The organism is Roseburia faecis (genome assembly GCF_001406815.1).
Classification (GTDB): domain Bacteria; phylum Bacillota; class Clostridia; order Lachnospirales; family Lachnospiraceae; genus Roseburia; species Roseburia faecis.
Genome location: NZ_CVRR01000019.1, coordinates 304,461 through 329,021 on the forward strand (window position 1 = coordinate 304,461; position 24,561 = coordinate 329,021).

Annotated in this window: 25 protein-coding genes; all 25 read right to left on the reverse strand. The window is 43.7% G+C overall.

Going from position 1 to position 24,561, the window contains the following annotated elements:
• Entirely contained in the window at nt 1–1,065 is a 1,065-nt protein-coding gene (gene cheB / locus M72_RS08640; protein WP_055067962.1) for a chemotaxis-specific protein-glutamate methyltransferase CheB, read from the reverse strand.
• Between the two features lie 5 nt (nt 1,066–1,070).
• Entirely contained in the window at nt 1,071–1,814 is a 744-nt protein-coding gene (locus M72_RS08645) for a flagellar brake protein (protein ID WP_022046676.1), read from the reverse strand.
• A gap of 14 nt (nt 1,815–1,828) precedes the next feature.
• The gene (locus M72_RS08650; RefSeq protein WP_022046677.1) at nt 1,829–2,707 is read right to left on the reverse strand and encodes a MinD/ParA family protein; all 879 of its coding nucleotides are present in this window, start codon (nt 2,705–2,707) and stop codon (nt 1,829–1,831) included.
• Nucleotides 2,707–3,981 (reverse strand): flagellar biosynthesis protein FlhF, encoded by a 1,275-nt coding sequence (flhF, locus tag M72_RS08655; RefSeq protein ID WP_022046678.1) that lies wholly within the window; start codon nt 3,979–3,981, stop codon nt 2,707–2,709. The genes M72_RS08650 and flhF overlap by 1 nt, the downstream gene beginning before the upstream one ends.
• Nucleotides 3,982–6,018 (reverse strand): flagellar biosynthesis protein FlhA, encoded by a 2,037-nt coding sequence (gene flhA, locus M72_RS08660; protein WP_022046679.1) that lies wholly within the window; start codon nt 6,016–6,018, stop codon nt 3,982–3,984.
• 42 nt (nt 6,019–6,060) lie between these two features.
• Nucleotides 6,061–7,209: a flagellar biosynthesis protein FlhB gene (gene flhB, locus M72_RS08665; protein WP_243142404.1), complete on the reverse strand. Its 1,149-nt coding sequence runs from the start codon at nt 7,207–7,209 to the stop codon at nt 6,061–6,063.
• Nucleotides 7,190–7,969 (reverse strand): flagellar biosynthetic protein FliR, encoded by a 780-nt coding sequence (fliR, locus tag M72_RS08670; protein ID WP_022046681.1) that lies wholly within the window; start codon nt 7,967–7,969, stop codon nt 7,190–7,192. The genes flhB and fliR overlap by 20 nt, the downstream gene beginning before the upstream one ends.
• A 14-nt stretch (nt 7,970–7,983) precedes the next feature.
• Nucleotides 7,984–8,259, reverse strand: coding sequence for a flagellar biosynthesis protein FliQ (gene fliQ / locus M72_RS08675; RefSeq protein ID WP_022046682.1), 276 nt, complete (start codon nt 8,257–8,259; stop codon nt 7,984–7,986).
• Between the two features lie 11 nt (nt 8,260–8,270).
• Entirely contained in the window at nt 8,271–9,131 is an 861-nt protein-coding gene (gene fliP, locus M72_RS08680; protein WP_022046683.1) for a flagellar type III secretion system pore protein FliP, read from the reverse strand.
• A gap of 2 nt (nt 9,132–9,133) precedes the next feature.
• Nucleotides 9,134–9,517 (reverse strand): flagellar biosynthetic protein FliO, encoded by a 384-nt coding sequence (locus M72_RS08685; RefSeq protein WP_055067910.1) that lies wholly within the window; start codon nt 9,515–9,517, stop codon nt 9,134–9,136.
• An 8-nt stretch (nt 9,518–9,525) separates the two neighbouring features.
• Entirely contained in the window at nt 9,526–10,719 is a 1,194-nt protein-coding gene (gene fliY / locus M72_RS08690; protein ID WP_022046685.1) for a flagellar motor switch phosphatase FliY, read from the reverse strand.
• 3 nt (nt 10,720–10,722) lie between these two features.
• Nucleotides 10,723–11,703, reverse strand: coding sequence for a flagellar motor switch protein FliM (gene fliM / locus M72_RS08695; RefSeq protein ID WP_022046686.1), 981 nt, complete (start codon nt 11,701–11,703; stop codon nt 10,723–10,725).
• 25 nt (nt 11,704–11,728) lie between these two features.
• The gene (locus M72_RS08700; protein ID WP_022046687.1) at nt 11,729–12,250 is read right to left on the reverse strand and encodes a flagellar basal body-associated FliL family protein; all 522 of its coding nucleotides are present in this window, start codon (nt 12,248–12,250) and stop codon (nt 11,729–11,731) included.
• Nucleotides 12,251–12,262: 12 nt separating this feature from the next.
• Complete coding sequence (locus M72_RS08705; RefSeq protein WP_022046688.1) at nt 12,263–13,093, reverse strand: OmpA/MotB family protein; 831 nt, start codon at nt 13,091–13,093, stop codon at nt 12,263–12,265.
• Nucleotides 13,093–13,893, reverse strand: coding sequence for a motility protein A (locus tag M72_RS08710; protein ID WP_022046689.1), 801 nt, complete (start codon nt 13,891–13,893; stop codon nt 13,093–13,095). Before M72_RS08710 ends, M72_RS08705 begins: the two co-directional genes overlap by 1 nt.
• 192 nt (nt 13,894–14,085) lie before the next feature.
• Nucleotides 14,086–15,582 (reverse strand): flagellar hook protein FlgE, encoded by a 1,497-nt coding sequence (locus M72_RS08715; protein ID WP_055067911.1) that lies wholly within the window; start codon nt 15,580–15,582, stop codon nt 14,086–14,088.
• Between the two features lie 82 nt (nt 15,583–15,664).
• Nucleotides 15,665–16,045 carry a TIGR02530 family flagellar biosynthesis protein gene (locus M72_RS08720; RefSeq protein WP_055067912.1) on the reverse strand — a complete coding sequence of 127 codons (381 nt, stop codon included), beginning with the start codon at nt 16,043–16,045 and terminating at the stop codon, nt 15,665–15,667.
• A gap of 17 nt (nt 16,046–16,062) precedes the next feature.
• Nucleotides 16,063–16,875, reverse strand: a complete 813-nt coding sequence (locus M72_RS08725; RefSeq protein WP_055067913.1) for a flagellar hook capping FlgD N-terminal domain-containing protein — start codon at nt 16,873–16,875, stop codon at nt 16,063–16,065.
• Between the two features lie 12 nt (nt 16,876–16,887).
• Complete coding sequence (locus tag M72_RS08730) at nt 16,888–18,387, reverse strand: flagellar hook-length control protein FliK (protein ID WP_055067914.1); 1,500 nt, start codon at nt 18,385–18,387, stop codon at nt 16,888–16,890.
• A 33-nt stretch (nt 18,388–18,420) separates the two neighbouring features.
• Nucleotides 18,421–19,296, reverse strand: a complete 876-nt coding sequence (locus M72_RS08735; protein WP_055067915.1) for a MotE family protein — start codon at nt 19,294–19,296, stop codon at nt 18,421–18,423.
• Between the two features lies 1 nt (nt 19,297).
• Nucleotides 19,298–19,750: a flagellar export protein FliJ gene (gene fliJ, locus M72_RS08740; protein WP_022046694.1), complete on the reverse strand. Its 453-nt coding sequence runs from the start codon at nt 19,748–19,750 to the stop codon at nt 19,298–19,300.
• Nucleotides 19,751–19,770: 20 nt separating this feature from the next.
• Nucleotides 19,771–21,081, reverse strand: coding sequence for a flagellar protein export ATPase FliI (gene fliI, locus M72_RS08745; protein WP_022046695.1), 1,311 nt, complete (start codon nt 21,079–21,081; stop codon nt 19,771–19,773).
• Between the two features lie 13 nt (nt 21,082–21,094).
• Nucleotides 21,095–21,916 (reverse strand): FliH/SctL family protein, encoded by an 822-nt coding sequence (locus M72_RS08750; RefSeq protein ID WP_055067916.1) that lies wholly within the window; start codon nt 21,914–21,916, stop codon nt 21,095–21,097.
• Nucleotides 21,909–22,916, reverse strand: a complete 1,008-nt coding sequence (fliG, locus tag M72_RS08755) for a flagellar motor switch protein FliG (protein WP_022046697.1) — start codon at nt 22,914–22,916, stop codon at nt 21,909–21,911. The genes M72_RS08750 and fliG overlap by 8 nt, the downstream gene beginning before the upstream one ends.
• A gap of 3 nt (nt 22,917–22,919) precedes the next feature.
• Complete coding sequence (locus M72_RS08760; RefSeq protein WP_055067917.1) at nt 22,920–24,545, reverse strand: flagellar M-ring protein FliF C-terminal domain-containing protein; 1,626 nt, start codon at nt 24,543–24,545, stop codon at nt 22,920–22,922.
• Nucleotides 24,546–24,561: the final 16 nt, after the last annotated feature.

A 24,561-nucleotide genomic window follows, 5' to 3' on the forward strand; every position in this document is an offset into this window, starting at 1 on the left:
TTATTTTACCCCCACGTTTTTTGTGATTGTCTGTGCAACTTCATCCAGTGGTACAACTTCATCTACCACACCTGCTTCATAGATTGCTTTCGGCATTCCGTATACCACACAGGTTTCTTCGTTTTGTGCAATTACGCGAATCGGTTTTGATCTTCCCAGCGAAAGGATTCCATTGGTTCCATCCGCTCCCATTCCTGTCAGGACGACACAAACGATCTCATCATAGCTGCTTGCTGTCAGTGAATCATACATAAGATTGGCACACGGCTTGAGTCCTCCGATTGCCGGCGTTGCATCATCAAGTACAATGCTGTTGTTTCCGTCTGCGGTTTTTGTAACTTTTAAGTGCTTTCCACCCGGAGCAATATAAACGCATCCTTTTTGCAGCCGTTCTCCATGCTCTGCTTCCTTCACCCTGATTTTGCTCAGGTCGTCAAGCCTGTCAGCCATGGATTTGGTAAATCCCGGCGGCATATGCTGTACCAGTACAACCGGGGCATCCAGTTCCTTTGGAAGAAACGGAATCACACTCTGTAACGCTTTCGGTCCGCCTGTGGAGCACGCCAGTGCAACCAGTTTGTTCTTTCCACCTGCAGCTTTGCGCATCATCGGTGCCTTTGCTGCCGGTTTTGCTGCCACACGGATACCTCCTGCTGTTTTTTGTGTTGCAAGGACAGCATCCAGAACACCCAGAAGCTGCCTTTTGAATGCCTCTCCTTTTGCCTCTATGATATTTGTCGGTTTCGCCACAAAATCTATTGCTCCGCGCTCCATGGCCAAAATGGTAACATCTGCTTCCCTGCTGTCAGTAAGCGTACTTACCATCACCACATTTGCACGTATGCCTTCTTTTTGTAACTTTTCGAGTAACTGCAGTCCATCCATGCGTGGCATATTCACATCCAGAACCACACCGTCATAGCTGGTATGCTTCAGTTTCTCATATGCCTCAAGACCATCTCTGCAATAGTCCGTTGCCTGAAATTTACTGTCTGAATTGATTATATCACACATGACCCTTCTCATGAGTGCAGAATCATCAACTACCAAAATGTTTTTTTTCATATGAGTCACCCAACTTCTTTCCTGCGAATTCTTCTCTCTTCCTCAAAAACGAAGCGTACAATTTTTTCCCGGTCCCGGAGATCCCGGAACAGAAATTTTACCCGGTGAATGTACATTTCCTCTATCGCTGGATGTTTTTCTGTTGCAATCACCTGTCCCGGAAGATAAAAAGTTTCATCCGAATATTCATTTGTCAGTCTGATCACCAGAAGAATATTTTGGTTCTGTTTTATCCATTGTCCGGAGACAAAGCGGATTCCACCGCCACTGATATTCTGAATCGTTCCCTCACGTACCTGATCAATATATTCCGGCTTTTGAATTTCCGCAAACAATTCTTCCGTTGTCTGCATCTGTGCCGTCTGTTCCGATATTTCGTAATATTTTAACGGTGTCGTATAAGGAATCCGGAAAAATTCCCGGCGCTGAAATTTCTGTAATCCGGAAGTAATCACAATTCTAAGCAGATACAGATTTTCTTTGCGATAACGTTTCTTCACAACTGCTGTGCAGTTATACATACCGCCTTTTGTATAAAAAACAATGCTGCACTCCCTCTCCAGTTGAAATAACACCATTCTTCCACCACTTGTCGGCATAGAAATTTCCAATTCCTGATCCGAAAAAATGTCGCTGACCGCACTTTGATAGATTTTCGCGATCTCTCCTCCATTATCTTCCTGGTTCGCTTCATGCAGCATTTTAATATCAATTTTGTCTCCCGGAGTAATCACATCTGAAAGTTTCATAATTATTCATCTCCCTATTTTCGGTTTGATAAAAAACTGGAAAACATCTGTGCTATTCCCCACCGTACCGGTGCCTTCTGCTGGGTGCCGTTTAACAGATGATCTGTAAGGCAGGAAATTGCCTTTGCGGATTTTGCATTCGGATCACTCATGGTAACTGTCTTTTGCTGTCTTACTGCCCGTTCCAAAGCAGCATCCTGTGGAATCATCCCCAGATAATTCAGACTTCCATGTAAAAACTTAGACACTACGGAATTCACTTTCTCATAAATTGCCTGTCCCTCGTCCCGGGAATTTACCCGGTTGGTTACTATGTGGATGGTTGTCTCTTCCTCCACAAAATCGGGATTGCAGTACAATGCTTTTAAAAGCGAATACGCATCCGTCAGGGAACTTGGTTCCGGTGTGGATACCAGTAATACCTCAGGACTTGCCATAACAAATTCCAGAACCTGATCCGAGATTCCTGCACCCGTATCAATCAGGATAAAATCTGCCAGTTCATTCAATGTGTCAATCGAATTTACGATATATAAAATCTGTTCTTTTGTAAGATTGTTCAATCCTATAATCCCGGATCCGCCGGATATAAAGCCGATATCCATCGGTCCCGGTGTGATTATTTCACGAATTGACTTTCCACGGTATATAAAATCAGACAAATTGTACTGTGGAATTGCGCCAAACATTACCTCAACGTTTGCAAGACCAAAATCAGCATCAAAAATAATTACCCGCTTGCCTGCTTTTCTGAGACATACAGCAAGATTTACCGCAAGATTCGACTTTCCGACTCCGCCTTTTCCGCTGGTAATTGTCACTACGCGTGCATTATTCTGATTATTCTGATTGTGCAGTTTTATTACATTTCGCAATTGTTCTGCCTGATCCATCACGAATTGCCCCCTAATAATTGTTTCACGATCTTTTGTGTATCGAATAATTCAATATCATCTGGTACATTCTGTCCATTTGTCGTATAAGACAGTTCCGCATCTGAATACAGCTTAATATTGAGCAAATTTCCATACGTTGATGTCTCATCCAGTTTTGTAAAAATCAGTTTAAACTCTGATATTGTGCGATAGGTATCTACAATATCAAGCAAATCTCTGTATTTCGTTGTAGCGCTGAGAACCAAATATACTTCACTTGTATATTCAGGGCTGACTCCCTGAATCAGGTTTCTGATATCTTCTTTCTGTTCCTCATTTTTATGGGAAAATCCAGCAGTATCAACAAAAACAAGATCGTATTCCGCATATTTTTCAATTGCTTCATTCAGTTCCTCTTTAGAATACACGATAGACATAGGTGCGTCAAGAATATTTGCATACACCTGAAGCTGTTCTGTTGCTGCAATCCGATAGGTATCTGCAGTAATAAACGCTACTTTTTTTTCATAATCCACTTTATATTTGGAAGCAATTTTGGCGATTGTTGTTGTTTTTCCGACGCCGGTAGGCCCGATAAAAAATACAACATGCGGTTTTGCTCCGCTTAAATCCAGTGATTTCGGCTGACCGAAACGCAGAATCAGTTTCTGGTAAACATTGGAAAGAATCGTATCCACACTGTGTCCCGGGCGGATAAATTTTTCAATTTCGCCAAGGATCTGATTGACATACTGTTCACTCACCTCGTTTTTCAACAGCGTGCTGTAGAGAATCCGGACAAAATTGAGTTCCTCCGAAGACGGACCCTTTGGTGTCTCCGGCTCCTTCGGATTTTTCCCGCCAAGAGATTTTTCCAGACGGTCAGATAAAACCTCAAGTCTTTCTTCTAATTTTTTCTCTTCATTTTCCTGTACCAGATTCTGTGATTGTGGCATACGTGCTGGCTCCTGTCTGGTCGCTTGTGCGTTACCTTCCTGTTCCTGCAGTTTCGGAATGGTAATCGGTTCATCCGCCGCAAGATTGATCATGTCGTGCAGTTTTCCTTCTTTTGCCATACTCTGTGTCATCTGTGCTGCCTGCATGGCATTGGAAAAATGTTCTTTTTCCTCCATTGCCGCAGTCACTTCAAATGTTGAATTCTTAAACGCACGAAACAGCCCCTTCGGTTTTACCTCACGGATGTTCATAATGACCGCGCGTTCTCCAAATTCTTCTTTTGCCTTTGCAATGGCTTCTTCCTGTGTTTTTCCCTGAAATTTATTAATTGTCATTTATGCTGTCACCATCCCTACCGATTGCAGCTCCACATCAGATTCTACTTCATTGTAAGAGACAACAATCAGATCTTTGAAATAATCTTCTGTGAGTTTTTTAAAATACATACGCACAATTGGCGATGTAATAATGATCGGATTCTTTCCAAGGCTTTCGAGTTTCTCGGTTTCTGTCCGCACGGAATCCATAATTGCTTTTGTTTTCTCCGGGTCCATCGTCAGATATGCACCCTGCTCTGTCTGCTTGACCGAAGACATGATCTCCTGTTCCACTTTCGGATCGAGCGTAATGACACTGGTCGTTTCGTTCGACGGGAAATATTTGCTCGAAATTGCACGCTTCAGACTCTGCCTTACATATTCCGTCAGCACATCCGTATCTCTGGATGTCTGTGCATGATCTGCCAGCGATTCAAAAATAGACAAAAGATCCCTGATCGAAATGCCTTCCCGCAAAAGATTCTGCAGTACTTTCTGAATCTCTCCAAGGCCAAGAAGTTTCGGCGTGAGCTCGTCCACAAGAACCGGATTGGATTCTTTTAAGTTGTTGACCAGGTTCTGTACATCCTGTCTGGTCAGAAGCTCTGCGATGTGGCTTCGGATTACTTCTGTCAAATGCGTCGCAATGATAGACGGTGCATCAACTACGGTGTATCCAAGACTCTCTGCACGTTCTCTCTGCGCTTCCGTAATCCAGATGGCCGGAAGATGGAAAGACGGTTCAAATGTAGGAATACCTGTAATTTCTTCCTCCACATATCCCGGATTCATTGCCATATAATGGTCAAAAAGGATTTCTCCTTCCGTTACCTGTACGCCTTTGATCTTGATAATATACTGATTCGGATTTAACTGGATATTATCCCTCAGACGGATAATCGGAACAACCGTACCAAGTTCCAGTGCAATCTGCCGCCGGATCATTACCACACGATCCAGAAGATCTCCACCCTGGTTTACATCTGCCAGCGGAATAATACCATATCCGAATTCGAGTTCGATCGGATCGACCTGAAGCAGGGAAACCACATTCTCCGGTTTCCGGATCTCTTCCGCCTCCGTCTCCGCCTGCTGTACTTCTTCCTCAATATTTTCTTCGCCGATATTCTTGCTGATATTTTTGCCGGCGATGATAAACACCAGACCAAGTGCAATAAATAAAACCGGATTTAACGGAGTAAAAATTCCGAGGAAAACCAGCACGGAACCTACAATATAAAGTACCCTCGGAATTCCAAAAAGCTGCTTGACCAGAATTCCGGAAAAGTCTGCCTCGTTTGATCCCTTGGTAACAAGTATACCGGTTGCAAGAGAAATCAGAAGAGACGGAATCTGGGACACCAGACCATCACCGATTGTCAGCAGACCATACTGCTGGATGGCATCTGCAAATCCAAGTCCCTGATTCATAACTCCCATAATGGTTCCGCCGATCAGGTTAATAAAGGTGATGACCAGACCTGCCGTAGCATCTCCCTTTACATACTTTGTGGCACCATCCATCGCGCCGAAGAAACTAGATTCTCTCTGAATCTTTTCCCGTCGTTCCTTTGCCTCCGCATCGGTGATCGCACCGGTATTTAAGTCCGCATCAATCGCCATCTGTTTACCAGGCATGGCATCGAGTGTAAATCTGGCGGTTACTTCGGATACACGTTCCGAACCTTTATTGATAACAATAAACTGAATCAATACGAGGACAATAAATACAATGGAACCGACCACCATATTTCCTCCACCGACGAACGAACCGAATGTCTTAACAACGTTACCAGGATCTCCCGTCAGAAGAATCAGACGGGTGGAAGATACGTTCAGAGAAATTCGAAAAATAGTCGTAAACAAAAGTAATGTCGGGAAGAAAGACATATCCAGTACTTCCCGAACAAACAATACATTAAATACAATAATTAAGGCGATGGAAATGTTAAATGCAAGCATCACATCCAGCAATACGGATGGAATTGGAACAATGAAGAAAACTACTGCCGCCAAAAGATATAAACCTACACCAATATCCGCTTTCTTCAGCATCCTGCACAACCTCCTTTCGCACCTGTTTGTTGTATAACTGCACTACTGTATATTTTTGGCCTTGTATACGGCAGCAAGAACTTCTGCCACAGCCTGGTAAAGCTCCGGCGGAATTTCTGCTCCCACATCAACATTGTGATAGAGCATACGTGCCAGAGGCTTATTTTCAACAATTTCAATTTTATTCTCCCTCGCCACTTCCTTAATCTTTTGCGCAAGGTAATCTTCTCCTTTTGCAAGGACAACCGGGGCAGAACTGACTTCCGCCTCATATTTCAATGCTACGGCAAAATGCGTCGGGTTCGTGATGACTACATCCGCCTTGGGAACATCCTGCATCATTCGCTTCTGGGATACCTCCTGCATTTTACGGCGCTGCCGTCCTTTGATCTGCGGATCTCCCTCTGTATTTTTGTATTCATCTTTTACTTCCTGCTTGGTCATCTTCATATCTTCATTAAACTTATGTTTCTGATAGATAAAGTCAGCCAGACCAATCACAAGATAAACAATACTGATTTTTATTCCCGTATTGATAATCAGAGTCCCCACAAGCGCAACCGCCTGATTCAGTCCCAGATCATACAACGCAAACAGATCATTTGCATTATCTTTTATGGAAGTATACGCGATATATATGATAATCACAATCTTTAAAATGGATTTTACCAGTTCAAAGAGCGAATCTTTCGAAAAGATACGTTTGAATCCGTTCAATGGATTCAGCTTGGAAAGTTCCGGTTTCATTGGTTTTGTGGAAACTTTCCATCCTACCTGCACAATGCTGACCAGAAGCGTAACAACAAATCCAAACGCCATAAACGGAAGCATAATGAGCAGGCTTTTTAAAGTAACGGAGGCAATCAGGCCTGCCACAGCCTGTACCGACAATCCGCCCTCATTTATTTTAACAAAATCCGGCATATTTTCATAGATGTAAGAAAAAATATCTATGAATTTCTCTCCCACAAAGGAAACAAAAATTTTCAGACAGAGAAACAAAACGATCAGATCAAATGCCGAATTCAGTTCGCGGCTTTTTGCAACCTTACCTTCATCTCTGGCATCTTTTAATTTCTTGGCGGTTGCAGGTTCTGTCTTCTCGCCGCCTTCGCCGTCTTTTGCAAACCATTGCAGATTATAATGCAATATTCGATTCTGATTTTTTTCGTCAATACAAACCTTCTGCAACAAGCTTCACCATCGTCTTTATTTCATCAAAAATATAATTTGCCACATTCGGCAACAGGAACACGATCAGATACAAAACAACAAATCCAACCAGAATCTTCAGCTGCATACCGATCGAAAACATATTCATCTGCGGTGCCACACGTGCCATAATTCCAAGTACACAGTTCAAAACCATAATACAGGCAAAAAACGGAAGAAAAATCCGAAACCCTATGATGAATGAATCTCCCATATAGCGTGTGATTGCAGATAACAGATGATCCCATGCAAATTTCTGGTGGGCAATCGGAATTACGGAAAAAGAATCCGTAACCGCACGTACCAGATAGGTATAAAAATCAGATGTAATCAAAAGAAGCAGAACCAGATAATAATACAGATTTCCTGTCAGTGTGGTTTCTGTTCCCATGTCCTGATTAAATTCGGTAGACATGGACAGACCAATATCCATATCTATAATATTTCCTGCAAACAAAACAATGGAATTACAGATGCTTGCCGCATACCCAATCAGCAGTCCCGTAATTCCCTCTTTGATCACAACTACCGCATACCCGACAACACTTGCGTATGTCAGCTCCGGCCGATCTACTACATTGTATAAAAGCAATGAGACAAAAAATGAAAATCCGATTTTAATCTGATTGGGAATTCCCTGCTGCCCCAATAACGGGGCCACATACACAAAACAGGTAACTCTTACCAGAATCAGCAGAAAATATTCAAAATTTTCAAGTGTAAATACATAATTAACCATATCTTTTTATCAAATCACATACTCAGATAGGTACTGAAATTCGACCACAGACGCTCCACCAGTTCGGTCATGTTATTTAACATCCAGGAGCCGCAAAGGATCATTGCAGCAAATACCGCAATAATCTTTGGAACAAACGTAAGTGTCTGCTCCTGAATGGATGTAACCGTCTGAAAAATACTGATAATCAGACCAACCACCAGAGAAACCAGAAGCAGCGGTGCCGACGTGATCAGAATGGTATAAATTGCATCTCTTGCAATATCAAGAACTGCACCCTGTGAAATCATACGGTATCCTCCTAATAAAATGTCTGGACGAGGGATTTTATGACAAGATCCCATCCATCCGCCAGAACAAACAACAAAATCTTAAACGGCAACGAAATGGTTGTCGGAGGAAGCATCATCATACCCATGGACATCAGTACGGATGACACCACCATATCAATTACAATAAACGGAATATAAATCAAAAATCCCATAATGAATGCTTTCCGAAGCTCGCTCAGAATGAATGCCGGAACCAGTGTGGTAAACGGAACATCCGACAATTCCTTTGTATCTTTATACGTTTCTCCGGAAATCTCCGCAAAAAGATTCACATCCCTTATCTGGATCTTTGCATCTTTGATCATAAATTCACGAATCGGCCCTTCTGCTTTTTCAAAAAATTCCGACTGTGTGATTTCTCCCTTATCGAGTGGCTGAATTGCCTCTTTGTTGATCTGCTGGAACGTTGGCCACATGATAAAAAATGTCAGAAACAATGCCAGACCGATCAAAACCTGATTGGGTGGTGTCGTCTGCGTTCCGATCGCAGTCCTAAGGAAATGAAGTACAATGATAATTCGTGTAAACGAAGTCATCATAATCAGAATCGATGGTGCAAGTGATAGAATTGTCAACACCAGAAGCATCTTGATCGGTGTGGAAACCGATCCGGAATCATTGTTATATGTAATTGACAATCCATTGGCATTGTCTGTATTATGATCTGCTCCCTGTGTATCTTTCTGTGTAATCTTTGTAATACTGTCCGGGTCCATGGAACTTGCATAGACACGTCCCGGATGCATCATGCATAATGTAATTGTAAGTATTAAAACCGCACACGCAAACGCAAAACTTGCAATGCAGTATATCTTTTTCCCTTTGCTCATCTTTATCCTTGCTTCTTTGGTAACTTGTCTTTTAACTGGTTGAGAATTTCCGCAAAAGAATCCTGCTTTTTCCCACTCTGTTCCAGCTCAAAAGAGAAATCTTTTAATTGATCCCTCGTAAGCTGTGCCAGAAGATGTACTTCCTCTTTTCCAACAGAAACAACCAGATAGACACTGCCGACTTCCACAATACTGATCATCTTGTTATTGCCGACACTGATTGTCTCTATCACATGCAGATTCTTATTATTCTGGCGTCCACGCTGCATACCTCCCATCCATCTGGTGGTAAGATATGTAGCAGCCAGAACAACAGCAAAAATAAACAGTGCACCCAAAAGTTGTATAAAGCTTTCCAGAGAACCTGTCAGTAACACATTTGTCATGTCTGTTTCTACTTTCCGCCTGTTCTTGAAGCATTGACAATTTCCGTGATTCGAACACCGAAACTTTCTTCAATGACGACAACTTCGCCCTTTGCGACATATTTTCCATTGACAAGCACATCAATCGGCTCGCCTGCCAGTTTATTCAACTCAATAATTTTTCCCGGTCCCAGATCCAGAATATCTGAAATGGATTTTGTTGTCCTTCCAAGCTCAACTGTCACCTGAAGCGGAACATCCATAATCAGATCAATATTTTCCGGCTGGTAATTTCCAAGGTTTCCACCCGCAAATGCGCTAAATTGTGCCGGCTGAACATTAACCGGCTGTCCCATGTTCTGATTCATCATAGTATTTCCCATCATCGTCTGTCCCATCGGCTGCCCCATCGGCTGCCCCATTTGTGCTGTATTCTGTGAAGCCATCTGCTGTGACTGCTGTGCTGCGGCAGATGCAGCTGCTGGCTGTGCCCCTGCCGGATTGCCGGAATTTGCTGCTGAGGAATCGGCCGTCACACTCTGACTGTCCATTTCCATCGTTTTTGCCACTCCATCACACATATCCTTTGCAAATGAAATCGGATACAGCTGCATAATTGTACTGTCAACCAGATCCCCGATTTCCATATGGAAAGAGATCTTAACAAACTTTCCGGTAAGGAAGGAATCAATCTCCGCTTCATCGATGTCTTCCTGCAGATTAATCACCGTTGCATTTGGCGGGCTGATATCAATCTTGCGGTTTAACATGGAAGAAAGGGAAGTTGCCGCAGAACCCATCATCTGGTTCATAGCTTCACTGATTGCGGACAAATGCAATTCGCCAAGTTCGCCATCTGTATTGGTTCCATCTCCTCCCATCATCAGATCCGTGATGACTTTTACATCATGTTCCCTCAGGACAAGAATATTACTTCCATCCAGTCCTACGGTATATGCAATGCGGATAAACACGCAAGGTTTTTCGTATTCCTGTACAATATCATCCCATGTGCCGTAAGAAACAACTGGAGTTGAAATTTCCACCTTATGATTAACGAGCGAAAACAACGTTGTCGCCGCAGTTCCCATACTTATATTGGCAATCTCTCCGATCGCGTCTTTTTGTGCATCAGACAGTTCATTTTCCGCAGAATCACTCGCTTCTGCTCCAGGTTCATTCAGCAGTGCGTTAATTTCTTCCTGCGATAATACTCCATCCATAGTTTATTGCTCCTCTCTGATCACCGAAGTGACCCTGACTGCATATTTATCCCCCGATGATCCGGGAAGTGCAGTAAATTTCCGAATATTTCCAACATAAATATCCAATTCATCCTCCACCTTGCGATCCAGCCGGATAATATCTCCCGGCTGCAGCATGGCAAAATCATTTACCGATATCATACTGTTTCCAAGAACAGCTTTGACCGGTATCTGTGCGCGCCGAATCAGGGTCTCAATGGATTCCGTGTAATCGGTATTGTCCTGATTCTGCAGATTTGAATACCAGTACTTCGTATTCAGCTTATCAATGACATCCTCAAGGGTCAGATACGGAAGGCAGACATTCATCAGGCCTTCCACTTCCCCGATCTTAAGGTTAATTGTCACAATCGCAATCATTTCACTCGGAGAAATAATCTGTGCATACTGGGAATTGGTTTCAATTCTCTCTAACCGGGGATGAATATCCGCCACGTTTTCCCATGGTTCCCGCAAAAGGTTGACGCACACAATCATAATCCGTTCGATAATCAAAAGTTCGATTTCCGAGAACTCACGGACTTTGTCCATAGGATCTCCTCTGCCACCGAGCATACGGTCAACAATCGCATACCCCAGATTCGATGCCATTTCCAAAATAATATTTCCCTTGAGGGGTGCAAAATTCACAATTCCCAAAAGAACCGGATTTGACAGTGCATTGGAAAATTCAGAATACGTAACCGCTTCTGAATTCACCACCTCTACCTGAACATTTTTCCGTAAATATACGGGCAGGTTCGTAGATAAAAGTCTGCCATAATGTTCAAATATCATTTCCATGGTACGCAGATGTTCCTTGGAAAATTTGGAAGGACGGGCAAAATCGTACTCTTTTACCTTTTTTTCATTATTGTCTTTTATTTCATCCACATCCAGCTCACCGGTACTAAGTGCCGCCAGCAAGTTGTCTATCTCATTTTGGGATAATACGTCACCCATCAGTCTTTCACCACCTGTAAAAATCCTATTGTGCTGTCAGTTTGGAGAAGTTTACTCCGATCACATAATCTTTGCCGAATAAATTCTGCATATCTTCAAGGATCGTGTCCTTAATTGCATCTGAATTCTGGTTAAACTGCTCAAATGTATATCCACTTACCACTTTGATAATATCATTTTTGATTGTATCATCCTGATTTGTCAGGAAATCCTGTGTGTATTTCTTGTAATTGTCGCTCTTCTTGTTCAGAACAAGTGATACATTCAGTACTGCATAATGAGTCTTTCCGTCTTTTCCTTCTGCAAGGTTTGTTGTCAGGTCTTCCCCTTCGCTGACTTTATAAATTTCCTGATCATCAATGGAAATATTGCTGGTTCCGGTAGCCGCACCACTGTTTAAATCCAGATCAATTGCGGAACACACTTTTTCGATCAGCGTATTTGCTTTTTTTGTCTCCGGTAATACCGAAAACATCAAAAGTGCTGTCAAAACAAAATTTGCAAACACAAGTGCCAGAATTACGACTGAAATTAAATTCTTCTTCATTGCTTACTCCTCTTAGTTATTTTCTTTCACATTTGAATTGAATGAGTTATAAATTTTTATTTCTACGCGCCGGTTCTGCGCACGTCCCTCTGCGGTACTGTTGTCAGCAACCGGTATGTAATCTCCTCTTCCCGCAAACTTAATGTACTTGGGATTTAAGTTTTTATTTTTTCTGAGCTGATCCGTGACAGCAAGTGCACGGTACACCGAAAGAACCTCGTTATTTTCATATTTTGCAGAATAGCGGATCGGAACATTATCGGTATGTCCTTCTATCTCTATCACATTCTTGTTATATTTTTCAAGAATCTTTCCAAGCTTGTTTACAATCGGGACTGCCTGTTTAACGAGATCAGCCTTACCGGATGCAAACAAAATGGAACCATTCAGATTCAGTTTTACATACTCTGCATTGAAATCCACATCCACCTTTCCGGACAGCTGTGAATTATCAAGTTCCTGTTGGATTTCATCTGCCATCTTTTCAGATTCCGCAAGTTGCTGCTGCTCGTACTGTTCCTGTGCAGACAGTTTGCCATCTGTCTGCTCATCGGTATTCTCTGCTTTGGAATTTGCCATCTCATTGTAGTAAGAATCCAGAAATTCCAGCTGGCGGACACCGGCAGAAATCATCTCTCCCTCTCCAATGCTTGTGCCTCCGGTCGGAAGAATGCTGATGGCGTTCTGCAGTGATGCAACAACCGCCTCTAACTTGTCAGTATCTACTGTCGACATGGAAAACAAAAGTACGAAGAAGCAGAGCAAAAGATTCATCAGATCCGAGAAAGTATTCATCCATGCCGGCGCTCCTTTTGGCGGATCTTCCTGTTTCTTTTTTGCCACTACTCTTCACCTCCTCCGCCGTTTTCAAGAACACCCTCTCTTACAGACGGTGAAAGGAATGACTTTAATTTTTCCTCAATAACGCGTGGATTTTCTCCTGCCTGAATGGACAGCAAACCTTCAATGGTGATCTGACGGTTTACCACTTCCATATCATTGTTTACGGAAAGTTTTCCGGCAATCGGGGCACATAACCAGTTTGCAATCAGGGAACCGTACAGTGTCGTAACCAGTGCTACAGACATCTGTGGTCCGATCGCAGACGGATCGGAAAGTTTATTTAACATGGCGATCAGTCCGAGCAGGGTACCAATCATACCCCAGGCAGGACCCATCTCGCCCCATTTTTCCCAAAACTTAATCACATCCTTGTGACGGGTTTCCAGACACACCATATCCGTTTCCAGAATCCCACGAACCAGCTCCGGATCGGTGCCATCTACTACAAGCATGATTCCTTTTTTCAGGAATTCGTCTTCAATTCCGTTTGCAGCTTCTTCAAGTGCAAGCAGACCTTCTTTTCTTCCGACATTTGACATGTCAATAATTGTCCGGATGGTCTGTGACGGATCATATGTTTTATCCTTGAACGGGAGTGAAATTGACTTGAATCCGTTGATTCCATCTGCAAGCTTGAAACACCCAATCGTACTACAGATAGATCCACCAAACGTAATGACAACAGATGCCGGATCAATGTACATCTGCATCGCAGTGATGTCAAAACTGTTACTACTGAGGACGCCAAAGATAACCATGGCAATTCCGCCGATAATTGAAAGCAGTGATGCTATATCCATGAACTACACCTTCCATTTTCTAAAATTAGGAATTCCGATGGATCTTCCGACAAAATCCATCAAAATACCCTTTTATATGATTTTACTAAACTTTCTCTCTCTTGTCTACTTCCTTTTTGTTAAAAAGGGTATAAAATCACAAAAAAATGTTGGGAAACAGTCAAAAAACCATTTCCCAACTATTTTTTCAAACTATCTCTTTAAGTTGATTAATTCTTCCAGTAATGTGTCGGAAACTGTGATAACACGCGAATTTGCCTGAAATCCACGCTGCGTAATGATCATATCGGTAAACTGTCCGGAAAGGTCAACGTTTGACATTTCCAGCTGTCCGGAATTGATCTTGCTTCCATCCGCATCCACAGCTACACCCACACCGTCAAACTCGCCGGAGTTTAAGGTTGTCTGATAGCAGTTATCACCAATTTTTTCAAGACCGGAAGCATTGGCAAACTGTGCCACTGCGATCTGTCCGAGAAGTTCGGTGTTACCATTGTCATAGCTTGCATAAATCTTACCGCTCTGGTCTACAGCAAGTCCGATCATTGCACCATTCTTCTTACCGGTTTCTTTTCCAACAGAAGTTCCTTTTTCTACTTTCAGTGTTGACTTTCCGCCATGGCCTACATTGGTGGAAGTGGAAAAATCTACATTGATGTCCTTAAAATTGGATTTTTGTGTCGTTCCGTCTGCATTATTTGTTGTATACTGTGTTCCCAGGGCAGAAAGTTTTAAGGATTTCGCCGTTACAGCCTTCGTACCAGCTGTTGTATTCGAACCATCGCCAATACTTACAAATGTACCCTTATTGGAATCATATTTCATATAATAGCCCTTCGGTCCATTCGTATCATCCTGTTTCCCGTCATCTCCCCAGATCGAATCAAGCATCTTACGCTTACCAGCTTCGTCTTTTATTGCATTTCCATTTTCGTCTTTTGTGACAATAGAATTTCCCTTCGAATCAATAATATCCGTTAAACTGATAAAATAATTATTTCCAGTGCCTAATCCCTGAGTTGTCTTCGGTGTCGATACCGCAAACTTAGCCGTATAGGAATATCCCAGATCATCATAAAATCCAAGAGTCATAACATAGCCGTCTTTTCCGGTGACATCGGTATCTTCCTTATCCAGAATTCCATGCACATGAGCCTCTGTCGTTGCCTCCGGAGCGGATGTCGTGTTGGACGGTGACATCACCTGCAGGGGAGAAACCGTATCTTTGTGGATCTCACCTGTCGTTTTGTCTACCTGCCATCCCTGTACCGTATATCCGGTAGAACTCATACACAGGTAGCCGTTTCCATCTACATAGAACGAACCTGCACGGGTAAACATGGTATTTGTTCCATCGCTGACAATAAAGAAGTTTGTGGTCTGGCTGTCGCTGAGTTTTAAATCAAACGGGTATCCGGTTGTCTCGGAAGAACCTGCCCCGGTAATATTGATCATGGTAGATGCCGTGCTTACACCAAGACCAACCTGCTTGGCATTGACACCACCCGTACCGGTTGACGCATCCCCACCGGATGCGGTGGACATTGTCTGGTACATCAGTTCACTGAATCTTACGCTGGAAGCTTTGAACGCTTCGGTATTTACATTGGCAATATTGTTACCAATTACATCCATTCTCGTCTGGTGTGTCTTAAGACCTGACACAGCAGAGAATAATGATCTCATCATAGTACATTGACCTCCTTAGATGGCAATATGGTTTTGAAATCCTTCTGTCAGTCGGGATTCCTGTAACCTCCATAAGGTCCGGTTACATAATAACTGCGCCATCTATATTTGTAAAAGTATTTGATTGTGTTTCCGTCTGATCCATTGCGGTAACAACGGTTTTACTGGGCACATTCACAATAAAAGCAAGCGAATCTACCAGAACAAGGGAATCCTTAATCCCCTTGGCATGTGCCTGTTCCACTCCGTCTTCGAGTCTGGCATTCTGTTCCTCGGATAAGCTGATATTTCTGCTTTCTAACCGCTGCGAGGCATGCTTTGAAAACTTTAACTGTTGCTGTTGCCGTAAGACATCTTCGAATGAAACATCCGACGTCTTTGACGGACTGGTTACGTTTTTCTGTTTTAAATACTGGCCGGTTACCTGTTCGATCGACGAAAACTGTTTGCTGATCGGGTTCATCTTTTTTCTCCCCTTTCCTATGCACCTGTTGTCTCGTCACTCTTCTGATCGGAACCATTCTCTGTCTTCGAGTCATCCGTTTTTGTGTCATCGGTCTTGGTATCCGTATCAGTCTTGGTATCATCGGTTTTCGTATCCGTATCTGTTTTGGTATCATCCGTCTTTGTATCGTCTGAGGTATCTCCACCCAGATCTTTGATCTTCTGCTCATACTTCTTCAGTTTTGCAAGATCAGACTCACTTACAAAGCTCTTCTGATAATCCGTCATGCCATCGTATACCTTACGGATCTGTTCTATCGCACCGGAATACTTGGTCGTAATATTTTCAATATCCGGAAGCTGTGCCAGCATGTTTGAAATGGTCTTGGCATAACCAATCGCTTCATAGTAATCACTGTCGGCCACCGTATCAAGCGTATCGATGGAATACAGCTTATTGTTGACACTGAGCATCTGTGATCCGTCTTCCTGATACATGACATAATCTACTTTACCGTCCACATAAGAAGTTTTTCCGGTTGTTTCGTCCGAAACCTTTAAGATTACATATTTTCCAACCAGATTGTTTGCCATCTCGTTTTTCTGTGTATCCTGCATGCCAAGCATTGCCTCTAACTGTGAGAACGTTGCAAGCTGTGCCACATATTCGGTATTGCTGGTAGGCTCGAGCGGGTCCTGGTACTGCATTTCCGCACAAAGTAATGTAAGGAACTGATCATATCCCATGGTTCCGTTGTTGGACTCATCGCTTTTTTTCGATGTTGTCGTTTTTACTTTTCCGTTTTCCACAGTTGCCCAATTCAGTGCGGAAGTTGTCGTATCTGCCATTTTTTCTCCTTTCTATGCGGTTACATCCATGGAATTTCCATTCTCCCGCATCATTTGTGCTGCAAGAGTTTCTTCTTCTGTCATCAGTCCTGACAATCCATCCAGTGAGGACAGATTTAAGTTTCTTCTTCTGCCTCCGGACTGCTCCTGCTGTCTTTCTCCCTGCTGCTTTTCACTCTCCTGGTTCTGTTCCAGATTCTTTTCGAATTCATGAGAAGCAACGGTTACTTCTACGGCGTCAACTTTGACACCTGCCTGATTTAAATTCTGCCGCAGATCTGCCACCTGCGTTTCAAGGGCTGCACGGACTGCTTCATTAGAAGCTGCCAGCTGTGCATGAATAACGCCTTCCTTGGAAGAAATATTTACATACACTTTTCCGAGATTTTCCGGATTCAGCTGCATCTCCATCGATGAAGTTCCCTCCGAAACATTCACGCGGATCTGTTCTGCCACCTGTTCAAGTAAATCCATTGTATCAATGGAAACATAAGATGTCTCCGGCGTTATATCTGCCACGGTATCCGCTGTCGGTACCCCGGCGGTATCCTGCATCTGCACGACCGTCTGTGTCTTTGCCACATCGGAACTGCTTCGGTCTGCCGTCATTTTTTCCGGCTGTGCCGATTTCATCTGATCTCCGGTCTGCGCATCTGCATCCGCATCTCCGGTATCCGTCTGCTGTTCTGTCGTCTGCTTTGTATCCTGTGCCTGTGGCTGCTGTGTGCGTACTTCATCCGATTTTGGTTCTTCCTGAAATACATCCGCCTGTTTATCCATCGGCTGTACCTCATCGGTCTGCGCAAGCTCCGGCATAATATCTGTCGAAACAGTATCTGCTGTTGTCTGCTGTCCTGCCGCATCGTTCAATATCTGCATTTCTTCATCGGTCAGAGTTTCCGGTGTCTGCAGAATATCCATCTGCGCAATTAGTTCATCCATCTGTGCCGGCTGAAGTTCCAGCTCATTTGCAAGCTGTCCTCCCAGCTGGTCAATCTGCTGCATCAGCCCCTGAAACTGGTCATTCATCAGTAAATCCATCGGAGAAGTCTCTCCTGTCAGCTGCATTGCAAGCTGTGCAAGATTTTCCGGATTCAGGAGATCAAAAGCTGTAAGTCCCAGCGACTCCATCATATCTTTTACAGAATCTTCCGAAACACCCAATTGTTCGGCCACCGTCCTGACAACATCACTCTGGAACTGATCCAAAGTATCTGCCGAATTGCCAATCACGTCTGTGACAACATCTCCGGCTGCCTGACGGATGGTATTATCCTGATACTGATACCGGTCGTAATTATCTGCCGCATTTGTCTGCTGTAATACATTGTTGTTTATTTTTGTATCCACGGACGGCATATTAAAATTTGTAGAGTAGTTACTGCCCATCAGTGAAGCAAACACGCCTGCCGCATCCGGATTTTCAGCTTTTGATCTGCCTTTTGCAGCATTTGCATTTAATACCTGACCCTGCTTTACAGAATTCAAATTAAATACATTTGCACTTGTCAAACACGTTCCTCCTTTCTGTCATTTACAGATTTCCTACTTTTTCTTGCTAGGTTCCATGATCTCTGTCAGCTTCGCCGCAGTCGTTGCATCCATCTTGCCAAGAATATCCGCCCTCTGCTGTGTTCCCATATTCATGAGAATGTCAGCCACAAGCCCCAGATTGTCCGTCATCGTATCAAAGATGCTGGCCGCCTCCTGAGGCTTCATGTTGGAATATGTCTTTGCGTAATCTTCAACCTGACTATCGTAGGTAATCTGTTCAACCACTTGTTTGTATAAGACTTCGGCATTTTCTGGATCAATGCTCTCATAATATGTCTTATACTGCTGTATATCGGGTGCCTGATCGGAAAAAACAACCTCCTCGTAGTATTTTTCCTTCTCCTTTTCAAAGGCAGCCTCATCCTCTTTGTATTTTGAAAGATCCTTGATCTGTGCCTTCAGATCCTTGATCTTTTTTTTGTCATTTTTATTTGTACTGCTGGCTTCATCGAGTTCTTTTTCCAGTTCTTTAATCTGGCTGATGGCCTCGCTTAAAGACCCATACTGATGCTCTGTGCCCTCGGTCTGCTCCACCGTTTCTTCCGGCTGTGGGAGGATTTTATTAACATAAGGGACATCTTTCAAAAGCGGATATAACACCGTTGATCCAAATCCTCCGACATCGGTTTTAATCAGAATTCCTATAATTCCCATCCATATCGCAATGATTAAAATGGTTGTCAGGACAAGAATCAGCCTGCCGCCTCCCTTTTCATCCTCATCTTCTCCCGGTTCCGGTGCGTTTCCTTTGGCATTCTTTTTTTCTTTTTTTTCTTTCTTTTCCCGTTTTTTCTTTTCTCTTCGATTTTTTGTGCTGTTTTCCTTTACCGCGTCTTCCTCGTCGACAAGGTTTCTTTCGTCTGCCATATCATTCTCCCTGTTCACCCTTGTTATAGGTATAACTTACAAGTTCATCGATTTCTTTCGTTTCTGCTTCTGCAAGTTCCTGCTTAAATTCTTCAAATGCCTTTTCCCTCAATTTTTCCTGAACCTTTCGTTCCTGCATCACGGTTTTTAAGCGGTTTCTGGCATCTTCCAGTTCTTTTTCCGCCTTGTGGACTTCTACCATCTGTCGTCTGACAATCGTTTTCATGGCATTTACATCTGCCCGCGCATGTTCGACTTCCTGCAGATTTAAATTTCCCTGCATCAGTTTCTTCCAGTGCTGCTCATATCCGACTCTGCGCACCATATATTCCTGCAGAATCTTCTGCTGCTCCAGATATTTCTGGTTTGCCAGGCTGTATGTCATTTTCGCCTGTGTCTCCAGTTTCTGTTTAATGTTCAGTATGTTCTGCATACGATAAACAAATTTTGCCATTTAAAACCTCTGTCCATTGATCAGTCGTCAAACACCTTTTTTAAGAGTTCCACTTCTTCATCAAAAGCAAACTTTTCTTCCGTATCCTGACACAGAAATTCATTTACTTCTTTATTCTTTCGGATTGCATAATCAATATCCGGATTCGATCCGTTTTTGTAGGCTCCGATATTAATCAGATCCTCTGCTTCACTGTATGTGGCAAGCACCTGTTTTAATTTTCCGGCAAGTGCCTTATGTTCCTTTGTTACGATGGAATTCATAACACGGGAAATACTCTGTAAAATATCAATTGCCGGATAATGGTTTTTATGTCCCAGCTTACGGTCGAGAACAATATGTCCATCCAGAATGCCCCGCGCCGTATCCGTGATTGGCTCATTAAAATCATCTCCATCTACCAGAACCGTATATAGTCCGGTGATCGATCCTTTTTCATTTGTACCGGCACGTTCCAGAAGTTTTGGCATCTGTGCGTACACACTCGGCGGATACCCTCTGGTAACCGGTGGTTCCCCGGATGCAAGTCCGATTTCTCTTTGTGCCTGGGAAAATCGTGTCATGGAATCCATCATAAGCAGTACATCTTTTCCCTGATCACGGAAATATTCCGCCACAGCCGTTGCAGTCTTTGCACACTTATTACGGATCAGTGCCGGTTTATCTGACGTTGCGACCACGACAACAGACCGTGCCATTCCCTCCGGACCAAGGTCACGTTCAATAAATTCCCGGACCTCTCTGCCGCGCTCACCGATCAGTGCGATTACATTGATGTCTGCCTTCGTATTTCTTGCAAACATGCCAAGCAGGGTACTTTTCCCGACACCGGAACCGGCAAACACACCGATACGCTGTCCTTTTCCAACCGTAATCAGTCCGTCCACCGCTTTTACGCCAAGCGGCAGTACCTCGCTGATAATCCGGCGATCCATCGGATCCGGCGGCGTATTTTCCAACGGATAATACGAACCGTGAATTTCTTCCGTTCCATCCGTCATGCGTCCGATTCCATCCAGCGTATGCCCAAGCAGTTCTTCTCCAACCAGAACTGACAGGGGATGTCCGGTATTTTCCACAATGCATCCGGTTCCAACCCCTTCCACGCTGTCAACCGGCATCAGGATCAGTCTGGAATCCTGAAAACCGACCACTTCCGCGATAACATATTCCTCTTCCTTCTCGTTCGGGTAAATTTTACACAAATCTCCCATACGTGCCTTTGGTCCGACAGATTCAATGGTAAGACCTACTACCTTGACTACTTTTCCATAACTCTTATAATACTGGCGGTCCATCAGCTGTAAATACTTTTCCGCTTCTTTAACCAAATTCGTCTCCCGTTTATACCAGTGAACGTATATCCTTCAGCAGTGCAGACAACTGTGTGTCTACCCCACAGTCAACCACGCCATACGGGGTTTCTATTTTGCACTGTCCATCCGATAATTTATTATCCTTTACAAATTCAATGGCAACATCTTTTCCTACAATATCCTGCATCTGTGCAAGATGTTCTTTGAGGATTTCCTCATCGCTCCGGTTCGTGTGAATCCGTATTTTATCTCCCGGGTCAATGTCAAGTAATGCTCCATTTACCAGCTGAAGTAAAAGTTCACGTTTCTCTTCAAACTGAATCTTAAACACTTTATCAAATACCTGAATCACAGCGTCCACAATGTCTTTTTCCATCACCGACATTTTTTCATGATACTGTTCTTCCAGTTGTTTTTTCTGTGCATGAAGAGACTCCATCGCCTTCTCATGTTCCCTGTTTAATTCTTCTTCCCGGCATCTGGCACCCTCTTCGTATCCGAGTTTCTTTTGTTCTTCATACAGGGTACGGGCTTTTTCTTCCGCTTCCCCACGGATACGTTCTGCATCTTCTTTTGCCGTGGAAGTAATCTCATCTGCCTCCACAGCTGCCTTTTCAAGTGCTTCCCTGCGCAGGGCTTCCACATCAATCTGCACGGTTTTTGCCTGAATCCCCTGTGAGAAACCAGCCGGTGCATTCTCCTGTCCGTCCTCTGCTGATACATCTACCTGTTCCGGAGCCTGTTCCTGTTGCAGTTCTTTTAATTTCTGGCGTACCCCGTCATTGGAATTGATAATTCTTGTACCAGTTCCCGAACTGACGACATAACATTGTTTCAGTAAATTAGACAACGATATCGTCACCTCCGCCACGTGAAATTACAATCTCTCCGGCATCTTCGAGCTTACGGATCACAGCAACAATCTTCTGCTGTGCCTCCTCAACATCCTTCATACGAACAGGACCCATAAAGTCCATATCCTCCTTGATCATTGCAGCCAGACGTTTTGACAGGTTCTTGTAGATCACATTCTGTACTTCTTCCGTTGTATTCTTAAGCGCAAGCTCCAGATCTGCATTTTCCACATCACGCAGCACACGCTGAATTGCACGGTCGTCGAGCAGAAGAATATCCTCGAACACGAACATCTTTTTGCGGATCTCGTCTGCAAGTTCCGGCTCTTCGATTTCCAGGGATTCCATAATATGTTTCTCTGTTCCACGGTCGACACTGTTCAAAATGCCAACAATTGCATCAATACCGCCGACGATGGTGTAATCCTGATTTACAAGAGATGCAAGTTTCCGCTCCAGTACGCGTTCTACCTCCTTGATCACATCCGGAGAAGTACGATCCATAGTTGCAATACGTTTTGCAACATCAGCCTGTTTTTCCGGTGGCAGAGCTCCCAGTACCTGGGACGCCTGTGCCGGAGCCAGATACGAAAGGATCATCGCAATCGTCTGCGGATGTTCATCCTGTATAAAATTCAGCAGCTGTGCCGGATCTGTCTTTCGGATAAATTCGAACGGACGAACCTGAAGAGATGCTGTAAGTTTTGCAATAACTCCCTGTGCCTTGTCGTTTCCGAGTGCTTTTTCCAGAAGTTCTTTTGCGTATCCGATACCGCCTTCCGCAATATACTGCTGTGCGAGGCATACCTGATAAAACTCTTCCAGCACTTCCTCCTTGGTCTGTGGCGATACGCTTCTTGTATTCGCTATTTCCAGCGTTAATTCTTCAATCTCATCTTCCTTTAAATGTTTGAAAATGGTTGCCGCCTTTTCCGGTCCCAGCGTAATCAAAAGAATCGCTGCTTTCTGTACTCCAGTATATGAGTCGTTGTTCATAAATTACTCCCAATCATCATTTAACCAGTTGCGAAGCAGAAGTGCTGCCGCATCCGGATTTTCATCCACAAATTTTTCAATAAGTTTCCGGGTTTCTGATTTTTCCGAATACCCGATATCTTCCAGATTTTCATCGTCGTTATCTGAAGTAGCCGCCAGCAGGGCATCGACAGACAGTTCCGGCTCCGGCTCTTCCACTTTCTGTTTTCTGGTACTGCGGAATACAACATACCCCAGCAACGCAAAAATCAGCACCGCAAGCAGAATCTGTAAAATGTCGGTGAGTCCGAATCCCTTCTTCTGGGATTCCACAAACTGCGGTCTTTCATAACAGACCAGTTTGATTGCACTAGACTGAATTCCGGTAGCTTTTGCGATAAGGTCAATTTCATCCTGCGTTGCATCCACCTGTACCGGATCACTGTGTGCGCTCTTAAACTTTTCAAACGTTGTCCCTTTCAGCTGCCCGGAATCTTTCAGTTCGTCCTCATCATAAACAACCCAGCGTGTGGCAGTCACGGCAATGGAACTGTTATCATAGTTGATTGCTCCACCGTTTGAAATAGTTTTTATAATTTCCTCATTCGGCGAATATTTTTTATCCACATCCGACACGGAAGATTCTGTAATCTCGCCATCCTGTGTCACATAGGTTGGCGTATCATCATTGGAATCCGTTCCCGGAGTGGCAGCCTGTCCACCTTTTGCCTCTGAATTATACTCAGAGCTTTCTGTCAGTTCTCCCTGATCCTGTCCATCATTGTGTGAATAATTGTGAACCGCCTTTTCCACCTTTGACATATCAATATCAAGATTCGGTGCAACCTGCACGTCCGAATACATACCGGATTTGACCATTACATCCTTGATACCATTGACCACGGAATTCTTAATGCGGTCTTTGATGTCCAGACTGTCGGAAACAACCGTGGCATCATCATCCTGGTCTGCTCCCGAAAACAAGATTTTGGATGTCTTCTGATCCAGAATGGTAATTTTGTCTGTGGAATCATTTCCAAGGGCGGTTGCCACAAGGCGCGCCACCGAATACGCCTGATCCGAATCCATAGAACCATTCAGGGCAAGCGAAACGCTGGCAGAGCTTTCCTGCATCCGCGAAATCAGTGTACCGTCATCATCCGGAATATCCAGTGTAACTTTTGCGGAATCAATCAGGTCATTCGCAGCAAGCACATTCTCCAGTTTATCTTCCATATAGCTTTTGGCAAGTTTCTGTTTATCTGCCTCCGTGGTAGAAAAACTTCCGTCGATATAATCCTTGATGTTCGGATCTGACAGGTCAAATCCCGTTGTATCAATATTATTGGATCCCAAAAGCCAGTTTGCCTTGTTCTCATCTTTTTTGTTTACTTCAAAATGTGTGGTATCCGTTACCTTATAATCAATATCACCTTCGCCGTCTAACAGATCTTTTACCTGACTGGCTTCTTTTGCGTTCTGGCAGTCAATCAGTGTTGTGTAACTCGGTCTTGATACAACAACTCCCAGTATCACCAGCGCAAGGATCACCACTGCGGTAAGGCTGATCAGCAGCATTCTTTGTTTATTGGAAAATTTTTTCCACCACTCAACCACACGGTCAAGGATTTTCTGTAACTGTTCTGGCATGTTTTCGTTCCTCACT